The organism is Novosphingobium sp. (assembly GCF_031424035.1).
Lineage (GTDB): Bacteria > Pseudomonadota > Alphaproteobacteria > Sphingomonadales > Sphingomonadaceae > Novosphingobium.
The window spans coordinates 1-16,654 of the sequence record NZ_JANPGP010000049.1 but is presented as its reverse complement, the minus strand read 5'-3'; the positions used below and the strand labels follow the sequence as shown (position 1 = coordinate 16,654).

The 16,654-nt window shown below is 64.9% G+C and carries 11 protein-coding genes; 6 read left to right on the top strand and 5 right to left on the bottom strand.

Annotation, left to right across the window (positions count from 1 at the left end; genetic code table 11):
• The 4 genes from RMO89_RS07435 to RMO89_RS07420 form a co-directional block, all read left to right on the top strand.
• Nucleotides 1-952, top strand: a 952-nt coding sequence (locus RMO89_RS07435) for an efflux RND transporter periplasmic adaptor subunit (protein ID WP_310532217.1), incomplete at its 5' end; no start/stop codon positions are given.
• A 22-nt stretch (nucleotides 953-974) separates the two neighbouring features.
• The gene (locus RMO89_RS07430) at nucleotides 975-4,415 is read left to right on the top strand and encodes an efflux RND transporter permease subunit (RefSeq protein WP_310532216.1); all 3,441 of its coding nucleotides are present in this window, start codon (nucleotides 975-977) and stop codon (nucleotides 4,413-4,415) included.
• A gap of 50 nt (nucleotides 4,416-4,465) precedes the next feature.
• Nucleotides 4,466-5,689 (top strand): DUF445 domain-containing protein, encoded by a 1,224-nt coding sequence (locus tag RMO89_RS07425; protein WP_310532214.1) that lies wholly within the window; start codon nucleotides 4,466-4,468, stop codon nucleotides 5,687-5,689.
• Nucleotides 5,689-6,234, top strand: coding sequence for a GNAT family N-acetyltransferase (locus RMO89_RS07420; protein WP_310532213.1), 546 nt, complete (start codon nucleotides 5,689-5,691; stop codon nucleotides 6,232-6,234). The genes RMO89_RS07425 and RMO89_RS07420 overlap by 1 nt, the downstream gene beginning before the upstream one ends.
• Here the strand turns inward: RMO89_RS07420 and RMO89_RS07415 are convergent.
• The 4 genes from RMO89_RS07415 to sucC form a co-directional block, all read right to left on the bottom strand.
• A complete protein-coding gene (locus RMO89_RS07415; RefSeq protein ID WP_310532212.1) occupies nucleotides 6,231-7,103 on the bottom strand; it encodes an energy transducer TonB in 873 nt (290 codons plus the stop codon). The genes RMO89_RS07420 and RMO89_RS07415 overlap by 4 nt on opposite strands.
• Nucleotides 7,104-7,208: 105 nt before the next feature.
• On the bottom strand, nucleotides 7,209-8,138 hold the full coding sequence (locus RMO89_RS07410; RefSeq protein ID WP_310532211.1) for an electron transfer flavoprotein subunit alpha/FixB family protein: 930 nt from the start codon (nucleotides 8,136-8,138) through the stop codon (nucleotides 7,209-7,211).
• A 1-nt stretch (nucleotide 8,139) separates the two neighbouring features.
• Entirely contained in the window at nucleotides 8,140-8,886 is a 747-nt protein-coding gene (locus RMO89_RS07405) for an electron transfer flavoprotein subunit beta/FixA family protein (RefSeq protein WP_310532209.1), read from the bottom strand.
• 131 nt (nucleotides 8,887-9,017) lie between these two features.
• Nucleotides 9,018-10,214, bottom strand: coding sequence for an ADP-forming succinate--CoA ligase subunit beta (gene sucC / locus RMO89_RS07400; RefSeq protein ID WP_310532207.1), 1,197 nt, complete (start codon nucleotides 10,212-10,214; stop codon nucleotides 9,018-9,020).
• 168 nt (nucleotides 10,215-10,382) lie between these two features.
• Between sucC and RMO89_RS07395 the strand changes: the two genes are divergently transcribed.
• Together RMO89_RS07395 and RMO89_RS07390 are read left to right on the top strand one after the other, a co-directional pair.
• Nucleotides 10,383-11,195 (top strand): 3'(2'),5'-bisphosphate nucleotidase CysQ, encoded by an 813-nt coding sequence (locus tag RMO89_RS07395; RefSeq protein WP_310532219.1) that lies wholly within the window; start codon nucleotides 10,383-10,385, stop codon nucleotides 11,193-11,195.
• A gap of 22 nt (nucleotides 11,196-11,217) precedes the next feature.
• Nucleotides 11,218-12,531, top strand: coding sequence for a hemolysin family protein (locus RMO89_RS07390; RefSeq protein ID WP_310532206.1), 1,314 nt, complete (start codon nucleotides 11,218-11,220; stop codon nucleotides 12,529-12,531).
• 186 nt (nucleotides 12,532-12,717) lie between these two features.
• On the opposite strand, the gene RMO89_RS07385 is transcribed toward RMO89_RS07390, so the two are convergent.
• The coding region (locus RMO89_RS07385) for an NAD-glutamate dehydrogenase domain-containing protein (RefSeq protein WP_310532205.1) at nucleotides 12,718-16,654 on the bottom strand (3,937 nt) is incomplete at its 5' end.

Here is a 16,654-nt window from a genome sequence, read left to right as displayed (position 1 = left end):
CACGGTTGAAGGCGCGATCAACGTCAACGGCTCGCTGGGCGCGCGCCGCGAAATGCCCGTCGGCGTTGTCGGCGAAGGCGGCCAGGTCCGCTCGGTGCTGGTCGAGGCGGGCGACTGGGTCAATGCCGGGCAAGTGCTCGCCGTGATCGATCGTTCGGTCCAGGCGCAGCAGCAGGCAGGACAAGGCGCGCAGATCCAGGTTTCCGAAGCCGATGCGCGGCTGGCCCAGGCCAATCTTGAACGCGCGTTGAAACTCGTCGATCGCGGCTTCATCTCGAAAGCCGATGTCGACCGGCTGACCGCGACCCGCGATGCCGCCAATGCCCGCGTTCGCGTGGCCCGCGCCACCTATGGCCAGATCGGCGCACAGATCGCCCGGCTCAACATCGTCGCTCCGGCGGCAGGCCTGATCCTCGAGCGCAAGATCGAACCCGGCCAAGTGGTTGGCGGCGGCAGCGGCGTTCTGTTCCGCATTGCCAAGGGCGGCGAAATGGAATTGCGCGCGCAGGTCGGCGAAGTCGATCTGGCGAAAATTTCCACCGGCGTCACCGCCGAAGTCTCGCCCGTCGGCGGGGTAAAGAAGTTCACCGGCCAGGTCTGGCAGGTCTCGCCGGTTATCGATCCGGCTTCGCGGCAGGGCTTTGCCCGCATCGCGCTGGCCTATGCACCCGAACTGCGCCCCGGCGGCTTCGCTGCCGCCGTGATCAAGGCCGGCTCGATCATTGCGCCGCTGTTGCCCGATTCGGCCGTCCTGTCCGACAATCAGGGCAGCTATGTCTACATCGTCGGCAAGAACAACAAGATCGAGCGCCGCAACGTCAAGATCGGCCTCGTGACTGATAAGGGCCTTGCCATCGCGTCGGGCCTGTCCGGCAATGAGCGCGTGGTGCTGCGTGCCGGCGGCTTCCTCTCGCCGGGCGAGACGATCCAGCCGGTCGCCGGCAAACTCTGATTCGCGAAGGACGCTGACAGCGATGGACTTCCGCAACATCTCGGCCTGGTCGATCCGTAACCCGGTGGTTCCGATCATCCTGTTCATCGGCCTGATGATGCTTGGCATCGTCGCCTTTGCGCAGATGAAGGTCCAGAACATGCCGGACATCGAGTTCCCGGCAGCGATCGTCGTGGTCAGTCAGCCGGGCGCTGCGCCGACCGAGATCGAGAACCAGATCACCCAGAAGGTCGAGGCCGCTGTCCGCACGATCAACGGTGTCGATTCCATCAGCTCGACTGCCAGCGAAGGCAGCAGTCAGACAATGATCATGTTCCAGATCGGCGTCGACGTGAATGAGGCGCTGAACGAGGTCAAGAATGCCATCGACCAGGCGCGCGGAGACCTGCCGGACGGCATCCTCGAACCGCAGGTCTTCAAGGCCGAGAACAGCTCCGACATGGCCGCCTGGGCCGTTTCGGCTGACGACATGACGGTCGAGCAATTGTCCTGGTTCATCGACGATTCGGTCGCCAAGCGGCTGCTGTCGATTCCCGGCATGGCCGCAGTCAACCGCAGCGGCGGCGTCACGCGCGAAATCCGCGTTACCCTCGATCCGGGCCGGATGCAGTCGCTCGGCATCACCGCAAGCCAGGTCAACGCGGCGCTGCGCCAGCTCAATACGAATGCCGCTGGCGGGCGTGCCGAGATCAGCGGGTCGCGGCAGTCGATCCGAGTCCTTGGCAATGCTGCAACCGCCTATCAGCTGTCGCAGGTCCAGGTGGCCATTGGCGGCGGCCGCACGATCAAGCTGACCGATTTTGCCACGGTCGCCGATTCCTTCAAGGAGGTCACCTCGATCTCGAAGATGAACGGCAAACCGGTGGTCAGCTTCGACATCCAGCGCGCGCGCGGTGCCTCTGACGTTGCCCTGTTCGACGATACCGTGGCGGAACTTGCAAAGATCGAGAAGGAGCACCCCGGCGTGCACTTCGTGATGCTTTACGACTTCGTGAAATATACCAAACAGCAATACGACAGCTCGATTTCATCGATCATCGAAGGGGCCATCCTCGCGGTCATCGTCGTGTTCTTCTTCCTGCGTGACTGGCGTGCGACCCTGATGTCGGCGATCGCCATCCCGCTTTCCGCAATTCCGACCTTCTACTTCCTGTTTTCATGGTTCGGCTTCACGCTGAACAGCCTGTCGCTACTGGCGCTTGGCCTGGTTTCGGGCGTGCTCGTCGATGACGCCATCGTCGAGATCGAGAACATCGTCCGACATATGCGCATGGGCAAAAGCGCCTATCAGGCGGCGATCGACGCGGCGGACGAAATCGGCCTCGCGGTGGTCGCCACGACGTTCTCGATCGTTGCGGTGTTCCTCCCGGTCGGGATGATCGGCGGCGTTACCGGCCAGTTCTTCAAGAGCTTCGGTTTGACCGTCGTCACCTCGGTCCTGCTCAGCCTGGTCGTGGCGCGCATGATCACACCGATGGTTGCGGCCTATTTCCTCGAATCGCATGGCGTGGCGGAACACGCCAGCGGGCCGTGGATGGATCGCTATATCCGCCTGCTGCGGTGGACCCTTGATAACCGCAAGGCCAAGGACAAACGCGCGCAGATCCAGCCGGTTCAGACAAAGGGATTTTTCGGGACAGGCGTGGCCATGATGCTGCTGCTGCGGGTCGTGCTGGCAATTGTCGCGGCCGTGGCGGTCGCCAATGCGCTGGCCCTGCTGAAACTCACCGGCGCTCTCAAGCTGCTTTCGATCATCCTGCCGATCGTCGCTCTGATCGCCGGCTACATGCTGGCCCGCGCGCTGTTCAAGGCCGTGGCGCGCATGTTTGGTTCGGGCTTCGCTGCCTACAGCGTCTCTGTTTCGGCGCGGTTGCGGGCGCGGCTGCATGATCACCGGGTATGGATGATCGGCGTCGGCTTTGGCGCGCTGCTCATGACGCTTGGCCTGCTGGCCACGATCCCCCTGCAGTTCTTCCCGCCGCAGGACGCTGATTTTGCCAGTGTCGGCATCGAAATGGTGCCGGGAACCACGATCCAGCAGACCGAGCAGGTCAGCGATCAGGCGATGGCCATAATCCTTGCCGATCCCGCCACTGAAAGCGCCTATTCCTCTGTCCGCGAAGGCAATGGCCGCATCTTCATCAACCTGAAGCAGGAGCGCGACAAGACCAGCCAGGCTTACCAGCAGACGCTGACCGAGAAGCTGCAGACCATTCCCGACGCCCGGATCACGTTCCGCGATCTGCAGGGCGGTGGCGGCGGCGGCGGCTCGGGCCGTGCGATCTCGGTCATGCTCTCCGGCTCCGACCCCGTGGCGCTCGAAAAGGCCGCCACCACGTTGATCGAACAGATGAAGGCGATCCCCGGCGTGGTCGCGCCGCGCATCGCTGCCGACATGCGCCGTCCCGAGGTGATCATCCGCCCGCGCACTGATCTTGCCACCTCGCTCGGGGTGTCGACCAGCGCGATCAGCCAGGCGATCCGCATCGCGACGATTGGCGATATTGACCAGAACGCTGCGAAATTCTCGCTGTCGGACCGTCAGGTGCCGATCCGGGTGCGGCTGTCCGAGGACGCCCGCCGCAATCTTTCGACGATCAGCAATCTGCCCGTGCCGACTTCGACGGGCGGCTCCGTCCCGCTCTCGAGTGTGGCCGAGATCACGCTCGGTTCCGGCCCCATCTCGATCCAGCGCTACAACCAGAGCCGCCGTGTCATCATTGGTGCGGACGTTGGCCCCGGTTTTGCGCAAGGGACGATCACCACCCAGATCAACCAGCTTCCCATCATGCAGCGGCTGCCCGATGGCATTTCCAACGCGCCCGTCGGCTCGGCCCGCTTCCAGGGCGAAATGGTCAAGGATTTCGGCAAGGCGCTCGCCGCCGGCATCCTGCTGGTGTTCTCGGTTCTGGTGCTGCTTTACCACCGCTTCGTATCGCCGCTGGTTAACATGGGCTCGCTGTTCCTCGCCCCTCTGGGCGGCCTGATCGTGCTCGGCGTTGTCGGTCAGCCGCTGTCGCTGCCCGTATTCATCGGCATCCTGATGCTGTTCGGCATCGTCGCGAAAAACTCGATCCTGCTGGTCGATTTCGCGATCGACGAAATGAGCAAGGGCACCAACAAGTACGATGCGATTATCGAAGCGGGCCATAAGCGCGCCCAGCCGATCGTCATGACGACCGTCGCCATGACCGCTGGCATGGTGCCAACCGCCCTGTCGATCGGCAGCGACGGCGCCTGGCGCGCGCCGATGGGCATTGTCGTGATCGGCGGCCTGATCCTGTCGACCATGCTCACGCTGGTGATCGTCCCGGCCGGCTTCAGCCTCGCCGATGGCTTTGAAAAGCGGGTCGGCCCAGCGCTGCGCAAGAAGTTCCTGACCTACAAGCCGGAGGACGGCCAGCGCGCCAACTATCCGGCGGCCGTTGAAGACCTGCCGCCGAAAGCCCTCGCTGCCGAGTGACCGGCGCTCTGCCCTTGTCGCCGCGCGCTGGCGTAGACCGGGCCCGGCGGATGCGGCTGGTTGCTACCGGCCTGCTTGTCGCCATGGCCGGGCTGTTCCTGCTCGCGCGCAGCCAGATCGGGCCGCAGGCCGCCTGGCCGAGTCCCGCGTGGCACTGGCTGCTGGCCTTCAGCGAGGCGGCGATGGTTGGCGGTCTGGCAGACTGGTTCGCCGTCACCGCGCTGTTCCGCCACCCGCTCGGAATTCCCATTCCGCACACCGCGATCATCCCGGAAAACAAGGACCGCATCGCCGACACCATGGCGGGCTTCCTGCGCGACAATTTCCTCACTCCGCAAGTTGTCGCCCGCCGGATGAGCGGCATGAACATCGCCGAAGCCGCCGGCAACTGGCTCTCCGCGCCGGACGGCGCCGCCGGCAGCCGGGTGCGCGCCGGCGCAGCGGAATTGCTAGCGCAGGTGCTCGAATCGCTCGATCCTGAACGGCTGGGCAATCAGGTGCGCGGCGGGCTCGTTCGCCAATTGGGCAAGCTGGAAGTCGCGCCGTTGCTCGGCGGGCTCGCCGAAACCGCGATTGCCGACCGCAAGCATCTGCCGATCATCGATTCGCTGGTCCGCTGGGCCGGCCTGACGCTGGAAGACAACGAACCGCTGGTGCGCGACATGATCCACCGCCGCGCCAATGCCGTGCTGCGCTGGACCGGCCTTGATGAAAAGCTGGCCAATTCGGTGATCGACGGCATTTACAAGATGCTCGCCGAAGTCGTGGTCGACCCGAAGCACCCGCTACGCGGCAAGATCGAGGAAGGCCTCGCCACGCTGGCGCATGACCTGCGCCACGATCCGGCAATGCGCGCGCGGGTTGAAGGCTTCAAGGACGAAGTGCTGGCCAATCCCGCGCTCGCCGCCTGGTGGCAAGGCGTGTGGGAACGGCTGCGCACCGGCACCATCGCGCGGCTGCGCTCGCCCGATCCGGCGATGGGCGGCCAACTGGCGGAGGCGCTTGGTGAGCTTGGCCAGCACCTGCGCGATGATCCCGCGCTGCAGGCCCAGATCAACCGCTTCGCCCGCCGCACCTTGGTGGGCATCGCCGCGCGTTATGGCGGCCAAATCGTGCGGCTGGTCTCGGAAACCGTGAAGCGCTGGGACGCGCATACCGTAACTGACCGCATCGAAGGTGCAGTGGGCCGTGACCTGCAATTCATCCGCATCAACGGCACACTGGTCGGCGGCCTCGTCGGCGTCCTGCTGCACGCGGCGAACGGGTTGCTGTAGTGGTCCGGCCCGCCTTGCGCCCGTTCCTCACGACCGAACGGTTTGACCTGTGGCAACCGCAGGCCGGCGATCAGCACGACCTCTTCGCGCTCACCCTCGATGACGAGACACGGCGCTTCCTCGGTTCCTTCACGCCGACCGAGATGGATTCGTTCAACCGCCTGCTGCGCAATACCGGCTCATGGACGCTCTACGGCTACGGCGTATTCATGGTTCGCCCGCGCGGGGAGCAGCGCATCATCGCCACCTGCGGCGTCTTCCGCAGCCACCGCGGCTTCGGGCCGCACAAGGGCATGGACGACGTCGCCGAGGCCGGCTGGATCGTCCACAAGGACTTCTGGGGCCAAGGCGTAGCCAGCGAAGTCATGCGCGCGGCATTGGACTGGTTCGACGCGGTCCACGGCAATCAGCGGATCGCCTGCATGATCGACGAAGGCCACGCCGCGTCAGATGCCATCGCGCGCAAGCTGGGGTTCGTGGAATATGGCCGGCATGAAAGTGACGATGGCGCGGTGCTGCGGTTGTATGAGCGCTGCGGGCGCTAGTATCCAGCCAGCCACTTGACCGTGTTGACGTGGAATGACCGAACCGGCTGACCGCTTGCGTCGAGCGCCGGGACGAACCGTGCACGTCTGGTAATTCCCTTGCAGGTCGCAAGTTCAAAGTCGGATGGCTTGGTTGCCGATAGAATATGGCAGCTTTCGACCTTGCCTGTGCTGTCGATGTCGACACGGAAATTCACGAGGCCGTTGTGTCCTTTTTCGAGCGCTCCGGAGGGGTAATCATCCGACCGCAGCCAGTTCGCTGGCGAGCTCGCAGGCTGCACTGGGCGGCTCAGGCTCAATTCGACTGATGGATCGAAGCCCCACTCCTTTATCAGTGCCTTCATGCAGGTCCGCATCATGGCCATCGTCTTGCCCATGCTGCCGGTCATCAGCCGTACACGCTTTTTCCCGGTGGCTTCGATATCCATCGATATAATGGCAGCTTCCATTGCCGGCGTGATCAAGGGCGCTGTATCGACGTCTTTGGAATCGCTCCAGCCATCGAGGCGCGTCTTGCCGACGATGATCATGGGCAGCTTGCCTGCGGTGCCAGCCAGCTGTTCGGACTTTACGATCTTTGCTCCGGGATTGAACGTGACGCCGGCTCGGACCGAGGCGTCGGTGCTGCGATATCGCGCACCGTATATGGTCAGGTCGAAAGTGTCGCCGGGGGCATAGCGTGTCAGCTTTATGGATACGGACGTATCGCCAGTGCCGAACTGACCGATGAGATGGCAGGCGTTTTGGTCAAAATTAGCGACCCAAGGACCCGTACGCGTCAGTTCTTCCACTTGCGTTGCTGCCATCGCGGTAGAGGTTTGGATTGCAGCACCGAGGAGAAGAGCTGTTGTTGTGCCCGAAACGCGCATGTCCTGTCCCCTGCTCGATCGAAGCAATCCATACACATCTGAAAACAAAACAAAAGCCCCGAAGGTTTCCCCCCGGGGCTTTCGCATTTCGTCAGTTGGAACCGCTCAGAGCTTGGCTGTCAGTTCCGGCACCACGGTGAACAGGTCGCCCACCAGGCCGATGTCGGCGACCTGGAAGATCGGGGCGTCTTCGTCCTTGTTGATGGCGATGATCGTCTTCGAATCCTTCATGCCGGCGAGGTGCTGGATCGCGCCGGAGATGCCGATGGCGATGTAGACTTCGGGGGCGACGATCTTGCCGGTCTGGCCGACCTGATAGTCGTTCGGCACATAGCCTGCGTCGACCGCGGCGCGCGATGCGCCGACTGCCGCGCCGAGCTTGTCGGCGAGCGGGAAGATCGTGGCTTCGAAGGTCGGTCCGTCCTTGAGCGCGCGGCCGCCCGAGACGATGACCTTGGCGCTGGTCAGTTCGGGGCGCTCGCTCTTGGCGATTTCGGCGCCGACGAAGCTGGAGAGGCCGGCATCGCCTGCACCCGACACGGCTTCAACGGTGCCCGATCCGCCCGAGGTTTCCGCCTTGGCAAAGGCGGTGCCGCGCACGGTGATCACCAGCTTGGCGTCCGAGCTTTCGACCGTGGCGATGGCGTTGCCGGCATAGGTCGGGCGGGTGAAGGTCCTGGGGCCTTCGACCGAGAGGATGTCCGAAACCTGCATGACATCGAGCAGCGCCGCGACGCGCGGGGCGATGTTCTTGCCGTGGCTGGTGGCCGGCGCGACGAAGGCGTCGTGATGGCCCATCAGCTCGACGATCAGCGGCGCGACGTTTTCGGCCAGCGCGTCCTTGTAGGCAGCGTTGTCGGCGAGGTGGACCTTGCCCACGCCGGCGATCTTCGCGGCTTCATCGGCCACGGCGGCGCAGCCAGCACCGGCGACGATCAGGTGGACTTCGCCCAGCTGCGAGGCAGCGGTGACGGCGGCGAGGGTGGCGTCCTTGACGGAGGCGTTGTCGTGTTCGACCCAGACGAGCGTCTTCATGTCAGGCGACTCCCAGTTCTTTAAGCTTGGCGACGAGGGCATCCACGTCTGCCACCTTGATGCCGGCGCTGCGGACCGGCGGTTCGGCAACCTTGAGCGTCTTGAGGCGCGGGGCGGTGTCGACGCCGTAATCAGCCGGGGTCTTGGCGCTAAGCGGCTTTGACTTGGCCTTCATGATGTTCGGCAGCGAGGCATAGCGCGGCTCGTTGAGGCGGAGATCCGTGGTGACGATCGCCGGCATGGCGAGCTTCACCGTTTCCAGACCGCCATCGACTTCGCGGGTGACGGTGACCGAGTCGCCTTCCACGGTCACGGCCGAAGCGAAGGTGCCCTGCGGACGGCCCATCAGCGCGGCGAGCATCTGGCCGACCTGGTTCGAATCGTCATCGATTGCCTGCTTGCCGAGGATCACCAGACCCGGGGTTTCCTCGTCGGCGATGGCCTTGAGGATCTTGGCAACGGCGAGCGGTTCGACTTCATCGTCGGTCTGCACGAGGATCGCGCGGTCAGCGCCCATGGCGAGCGCGGTACGCAGCGTTTCCTGCGCCTTCTGCGGGCCGACGGAAACTGCGACGATCTCGGTCGCCACGCCCTTTTCCTTCAGACGGATGGCTTCCTCGACGGCGATTTCGTCAAAGGGGTTCATCGACATCTTGACGTTGGCCAGATCGACACCCGTGCCGTCCGCCTTGACGCGCGGCTTCACGTTGTAGTCGATCACCCGCTTTACCGGGACGATGATCTTCATGCCTGTGGTCCTTCCTCGATGGGAATTTAGTCGCTCGATTAAACTGCGGATTCGCCTTTGCCGCAGAAGCGAAAAACGTCAAGCCCCCCGGCGGCGCGCTGTCACGATGTGATGCGCGCCGCCGGCCGGGATCAGGCGACTTTCTTTACTTCGGCAACGATCTTGCGGGCGGCGTCGCCCAGGTCGCTGGCGGAGACGATCGGCAGGCCGGAGTTCTCGAGGATGTCCTTGCCGAGATCGACATTGGTGCCTTCCAGACGGACGACCAGCGGAACCGAAAGGTTCACTTCCTTCGCCGCGGCAACGATGCCCTCGGCGATGGTGTCGCACTTCATGATGCCGCCGAAGATGTTGACGAGGATGCCCTTCACGGCCGGATCGGCAAGGATGATCTTGAACGCCGCGGTGACCTTTTCGGTCGTCGCGCCGCCGCCCACGTCAAGGAAATTGGCCGGGAACATGCCGTTGAGCTTGATGATGTCCATCGTCGCCATGGCAAGGCCGGCGCCGTTGACCATGCAGCCGATGTCACCATCCAGCTTGATATAGGCGAGGTCGTACTTGCTGGCTTCGATCTCGGCCGGGTCTTCCTCGGTCTCGTCGCGCAGCGCGAAGACGTCGGGGTGGCGGTACAGCGCGTTCGAATCGAAGCTCATCTTGGTGTCGAGCACCAGCAGCTTGCCATCCGATTCGGCCAGCGGATTGATCTCGATCATCTCGCAGTCGAGCGCCATGAAGGCATCGTACAGCTGCTTGCCGAGGATCTGCGCCTGCTTGGCCAGGTCGCCCTTGAGCTTGAGGCCGAAAGCCAGCGTGCGGCCGTGGTGCGGCTGGAAGCCTTCCGCCGGATCGATGGTGATCGTGGCGATCTTTTCGGGCGTGTCATGGGCAACGTCCTCGATGGACATGCCGCCTTCGGTCGAGGCGATCATCGCGACGCGGCCCGAAGCGCGGTCGACCAGCATCGACAGGTAGTATTCCTTGCCGATGTCGACGCCGTCGGTGATCAGCAGGCGATTGACCTGCTTGCCGGCGTCGCCGGTCTGGATCGTCACCAGGGTGTTGCCGAGCATGTCCTTGGCGTGGGCCTCGACTTCCTCAAGCGTCTTGGCGAGGCGGACACCGCCCTTGGCGCCTTCGGGCAATTCCTTGAACGTGCCCTTGCCGCGCCCGCCGGCGTGGATCTGCGATTTCACGACATAAAGCGGCCCGGGGAGCTGCTTGGCGGCGGCAACAGCCTCTTCCACGCTCATCGCGGGGATGCCCTTGGGGATGGCAATGCCGAACTTGGCGAGGAGTTCCTTGGCCTGATACTCGTGAATGTTCATGCGCGGGCTCTTTTCCGGGTTATGGAGACGGTCAGACGAATTGTGCGCTGCCGCATAGGACGCAACGGCAGGGTTGAAAAGGGCCTGAAACGGGCTCTAAGGTAGAAATATGAACGCCAGTTGCGAGTCATTCTTAACTACACGCGTTATCACCCCGGCGAAGCTGCGATGATCGACCGCGCGCGTCTCGAATCGATTGTCCGCGAGGCGGGGCGCATGGCGCACGATACCTGGCCGGGCGACGGCCATGCGCTCGAAGTCTGGGAGAAGTCGGCCAACAATCCCGTCAGCGCCGCTGACATCGCGGTCGACAATTTCCTCAAGCGCGAGCTGGGCGCGCTGCTGCCTTCGGCGGGCTGGCTTTCGGAGGAAACCACCGACGCCCCTGACCGGCTTGGTCATGATGGCCTTGGCGCCGGCCTCGCCTGGCTGGTCGATCCGATCGACGGAACGCGCGACTTTATTCATGGACGGCCCGGCTGGGCGGTATCGGTGGCGCTGGTCAGTTCGGGCCGGCCCTTGTTCGGCATGCTTCATGCCCCTGCGCGCGGTGAAGCACCGGGGGGCGAGTTCTGGCACGCCGAGGCCGGACGCGGTGCCTGGCGCAATGGCGAGCCGCTGGTGGCCAGCCGCCGCACCGCGCTTGCCGGCGCGCGGGTGCCGGTTGATCACTTGCCGCCGGTCGATGCCGATCTGACCAAGGTCTACAAGCCCAACTCGATCGCGCTGCGCATCGCCATGGTCGCCGCTGACGAGGCGGACCTGCTGGCCACGTTGCGGTGGGGCTGGGAATGGGACATCGCCGCCGCCGCTCTGATCGCGCGCGAGGCAGGGGCGGCGGTCACCGATGCCTTTGGCGGGCCCCTCAACTACAACAAGCGCGATCCGCGCGCCTTCGGTGTGCTGGTCACCGCGCCTGCCATTCACGCGGCTGCCGTTGATCGTCTGGCCGACCGCGCGCGCGAACTGGCAGCGCGCTGAATTCCCTGCTAGAGACTCGCCCGTGACACCCTATCCCTGGTCAGATGTGGCCGTTCTTGTCGGCCTGATCATCATCAACGGCCTGTTCTCGATGAGCGAACTGGCAATCGTCTCGGCGCGCCCGGCGCGGCTCAAGGTCGCTGCCGAAAAAGGCAAGTCGGGCGCGAAAGTGGCGCTGCACCTTGCCAGCGATCCGGGCAAGTTCCTCTCTACCGTGCAGATCGGCATCACGCTGGTCAGCATTTTTGCCGGTGCCTATTCGGGCGCCAGCCTTGGCGGTCCGACGGCGGAGCGGTTCTCGGCCTGGGGTATGCCGGCACAATATTCTGACGATGCCGGTTTTGCCGCGGTCATCGCGCTGACCACTTACCTCAGCCTCGTCATCGGCGAACTGGTGCCCAAGCAGGTGGCGCTGCGCCACGCGGAAGGCATCGCCATCCTCGCTGCCCTGCCGATGTCCATTGTCGCCAAGGTTGCCGCGCCGCTGGTCTGGCTGCTCGACGTCAGCTCCAGCCTGTTGCTTACCCTGCTGCGCGTGAAGCGTTCGGGCGAGAACGAAGTGACCGCTGAGGAACTGCACATGATCATTGCCGAGGCGACCAGCTCGGGCGTGATCGAGGAAGACGAACGCGCGATCATGACCGGGATCATGCGGCTGGCGGACCGCCCGGTGCGTGAACTGATGACCCCGCGCAACGAGATCGACACGATCGACCGCCGCGCCACCGAAGACGATGTGCGCGCCATGCTCAAGTCCTCACCCCATTCACTGTGGCCGGTGGTTGACGGCGCGCCCGACGCGGTGTGCGGCGTGGTCAAGGTGCTCGACCTCCAGCGCGCGCTGCTCGCCGGCAAGAAGATTCAGGTCGCGCGGCTGATGCGCAAGGCAGAGATCCTGCCAGACCAGCTGGATGCCATGGATGCGCTCAAGCTGTTGCAGCAGTCGGACGTGTCGATGGCGATGGTCCATGACGAATACGGCCACCTTGAAGGCATCGTCACTCCGGCAGATCTATTGTCCGCCATCGTCGGCAACTTCGCCAGCCACCAGGACGAAGGCGACGAACCGATGATCGTCATGCGCGAGGACGGCTCGCTGCTGCTGTCAGGCGCGCTGCCGGTGGATGCGCTGGGCGCGCGGCTCGGCATCGATATCAGCGAGGACCGCGATTACGCCACGGCGGCGGGTTTCGTGCTCTCGGTGCTGAAGCGCCTGCCGCGCGAGGGCGAACACTTCAACGAGCAGGGCTGGCGGATCGAGATCGTCGACATGGATGGCCGCAAGATCGACAAGCTGCTGGCGAGCAAGGTGGCAGTCGCTCCTGCGGCGGACTGAGCTACACGCTTCCCTTCCTTTATCGTCATGCTGAACTTGTTTCAGCATCCATTTCGCCAGTCCCACTACCGTGTCCTGAGGGGCAAAACGGTGGAGCTGCGCTTCCACCCAGGCGGCAGCATATGCGGCCCGATGGATGCTGAAACAAGTTCAGCATGACGGTAATTGGAGGGGTCTCTTACGCGACTACCGCCCCAACAGGTTCCGCGCCTGCCCGGCAATCTGCGCCAGCATGGCCGGCGCGGTCGGCACCGCACCTTGCGCGCGGGTCACCATCGCTCGGAACTGGCGGATGGCCACGGCCTGCGCTCCGGCCCATTGCTCGACCATGTCGGCCGGATCGCAGCCTTTTTTGCCGCAGAGCCGGCGGAGGAAATCGAGCCGCATGTGCTGGAAATCGCGCGCTAGGCCGGCGACGAGCAGGCGCTCCCACGAATCGGTCGGACGCAGGCGGCTGGCGGCCTGCTGCGCCCAGTCGAGCCCGAGCCGCGCGCCAAGGTCCGAAAACGCGCGGGTCAGCACGCTGGTATCGATGGCGAGATCGCGGGCGAGCCGGGCAAGCCCGACCGACCCGTCGAGGTCGCTGAGCCGCGCAACCTTTGCCGCTTCGGCATGTGGCACACCGGCCTGTGCCAGATCGGCAAGCATCCGTGCCGACTGGGTCTTGGCCTCGCCGCCGAGCAGCTTGCCGACATCAGCGGACAGCGCGGAAACACCGGGGGCGAGGTCGGCGAGCATTTTCGTTGGCTTCACGTCGGTCACCCCGGCGCGCAGCAGGTCGGCCATGTGGCTGCGCAGCGCCGATGAGGCGCGGCGGAAGGCGATCAGGCGCGCGCCTTCGGGCATCGGGGCAGTCTCGATCGCGTGCCACACGGCGTCCATGCCGAAGAGGCGCTCAGCGACGAGGAAAGCTGCTGCGACCTGCGCCAACCCGCCGCCTTCTTCCTCGACCAGTTCGAAGGGGTGAATCATGCCGATGCGGTTGACCATGCGGTTCGCCAGCTTGGTGGCGATGATCTCGCGCCGCAGCCGGTGGCCAAGGATGTCCTTGCGGAACTTGGCCTGCATCGCTTCCGGGAAGGCGGCGACGAGTTCGTCGTCGAGCCCCGGATCGTCGGGCAGGGCGGAATGTTCGAGTGCGTCCTGCAAGGCCAGCTTGGCGCTGGACAGCAGCACGGCCAGTTCGGGCCGGGTCAGCCCGCGCCCTTCGGCGGCGCGGCGCTTGAAGGTGTCGTTGTCGGCCAGTCCCTCGGTCTTGCGGTCAAGCCCGCCGCGCTCCTCGAGCATTTCCATCAGCCGCAGGTAGGAGCCGGTCGCGCCGGCACCCCCGGCCTCGGCGATGGAAAGCCCCAGCGCTTGCAGGCGGTTGTCCTCGAGAACGAGGTGCGCCACCGCGTCGGTCATCGAGGACAGCAGCTTGACGCGGGCAGGCTCAGTCAGCCGCCCGGCACGCTTGGCCGATGCGAGCGCGATCTTGATGTTGACCTCGTTGTCCGAACAATCGACGCCGGCCGAATTGTCGATGAAGTCGGTGTTGATCCGCCCGCCGGAGAGCGCAAATTCGATGCGCCCTGCCTGGGTGCAGCCAAGGTTCGCGCCCTCGCCAATGACCTTCGCGCCAATGTCGCGCGCGTCGACGCGCAGGCCGTCGTTGGCGGGATCGCCGACCGTGGCGTTGTTCTCGGCGCTCGACTTTACGTAGGTGCCGATGCCGCCGAACCACATCAGGTCGACCGGCGCCTTGAGGATCGCGGTGATCAGGCTTTCGGGGGCCATCGCCTCGGCATCGGTGCCGAGTAGGACGCGGACCGGCTTCGACAGCGGAATTTCCTTGGCGCTGCGCGGGAAGACGCCGCCGCCCTTGCTGATCAGCTTCTTGTCGTAATCGTCCCACGATGATCGCGGCAGCACGAACATCCGCGCCCGCTCGGCCCAGCTTTTCGCCGGATCGGGATCGGGATCGAGAAAGATGTGGCGGTGGTCGAACGCGGCGACGACCTTGATCGACTTCGACAGCAACATGCCATTGCCGAAAACGTCGCCCGACATGTCGCCGCAGCCGGTAACCCGCACCGGATCGCTCTGCACGTCGACGCCCATTTCGAGGAAGTGGCGGCGCACTGACAGCCAGGCACCCTTGGCGGTGATGCCCATGGCCTTGTGGTCATAGCCCTTTGACCCGCCGCTGGCGAAAGCATCGTCGAGCCAGAAGTCAGCTTCGTCGGCCAGCGCATTGGCCGTGTCGGAGAAGGTCGCCGTGCCCTTGTCGGCGGCGACGACGAAATAGGGGTCCTCGCCGTCACGGATGACGATGCAGGGCGGATGCACCACCTTTGCACCGACGATGTTGTCGGTGATTGAAAGGAGCGTGCGGATGAAGAGTTTGTAGCTTGTCCGGCCCTCGGTCAGCCAGCCGTCGCGGTCAATCGCGGAGTTGGGCAGCTGCTTGGGATAGAACCCGCCCTTGGCCCCGGTCGGCACGATCACGGCATTTTTCACGCGCTGCGCCTTCATCAGGCCAAGCACTTCGGTGCGGAAATCGTCGCGCCGGTCGGACCAACGCAGCCCGCCGCGAGCGACTGGCCCGGCGCGCAGGTGGATGCCTTCCACTCGGCGCGAATAGACGAAAATTTCGCGCCAGGGCAATGGCTTGGGCAAGCCCGGGACCATGGCCGAATCGAGCTTGAAGGCCAGCGCCATTTCGCCTGCGGGGGCAAAGGCATTGGTCCGCAGCATGGCCAGCACCAGCGCGCGATAGGCGCGCAGCAGGCGGTCATCATTGATCGCGGAGACCTTGGCGAGTCCGGCCTTGATGGCTTCCTGCGCGGCTTCAGCGGCCTTTGTGCGATCCCCGGCGAAGGCCGGATCGTGCAGTGCGCGGAACAGGTCGAGCACCGCCAGTGTCACCGTCGGCGCGTTCTGCAAGGCATCGACCACGGTCGGAATACCGAAGTTCAGACCCGCCTGCCGCAGGTAGCGATACCAGGCGCGCAGCCAGTTCGCCTCGCGCGCGGAAAGGCGCAGGCCGGCGATCAGGCGGTTGAAGCCGTCATCCTCGCCCTGGCCGTTAAGCACCGACGCCAGGGCATTCTCGATCACCGGCGCATGGCTGAGCACGGCAGCGGCGTCGGCACCGGCAGGCAGCGCCAGCAGGAAATCGTGGATCGCACCAAGGTGCTCGCCGCGCTGTTCCAGCGTGGTTGGCACGTCCTCGATCACCCGGAAACCAAAGTTTTCGAGCGCGGGGACAGCGTCGGAAAGCGCAATCGCGCCGCTGCGCTGGTAGAGCTTGAGCCTCAGGCTGCCCGCTTCATCGCCCGGCAGGGTATAAACGCGCACGCCCCGGCGCGGGCTGGCGTCTGCTTCGTCAGCGGAAAGATGGCGCAGGCGCGAAATGTCGTTTGCTGCTTCGGCTGCGCCGTGCACCGCGCGATAGGACAGCGGGAAAGCGTCGGCATAGCGCGCGGCGATGGCGGCGGCGCGGCCGGCTTCCTCGTGGTTTGCCAGTTCGGCTTCGACCGCGTCGCTCCAGCCGCGCAGCATGGCCTTCAACTGGGCGTCGAGCGCTTCTTCATCAGGGATTGCCGCGCCTTCGCGGATGTCGATGACGAATTGCAGCAGCGCCAGATTGCCGCCCTCGATCTCAAGGCTCCAGTCGAGCACCGGGCCATCGGCGGCCTGGGTCAGCATCTGCTGGACCTGCAGGCGCGTGGTGGTCGACATGGCATCGCGCGGCAGCCAGACGAAGGCGAAAAGGTGGCGTTCGAGCGGTGCGGTGACAATCGCCAGACGCGGGCGCGGCCGGTCGATCAGGCTCATCATCGTGGTCGAAACGCGTTCAAGGTCGGCATCCTCGAAGCCGACCAGCAGGTCATGCGGCAGCGAGGTCATGGCGTGGACCAGCGCCTTGCCGGCGTGGCCCGAGCGGTCGAAACCGAACTTGTCGGTCAGCGCGGCCAGCTGCGCACGCATCCGGGGAACGTGGGTGGGCGCGGCGGCGAGCGCGGCGCTGGTCCAGACGCCGGCGTGGATCGACAGCGCGGTGACCTTGCGACCCTCGTAGGTCGGCACGATGAACAGATCAAGCGGGACGCGGCGGTGGACGGTGCTCAGCCGGTTGGAC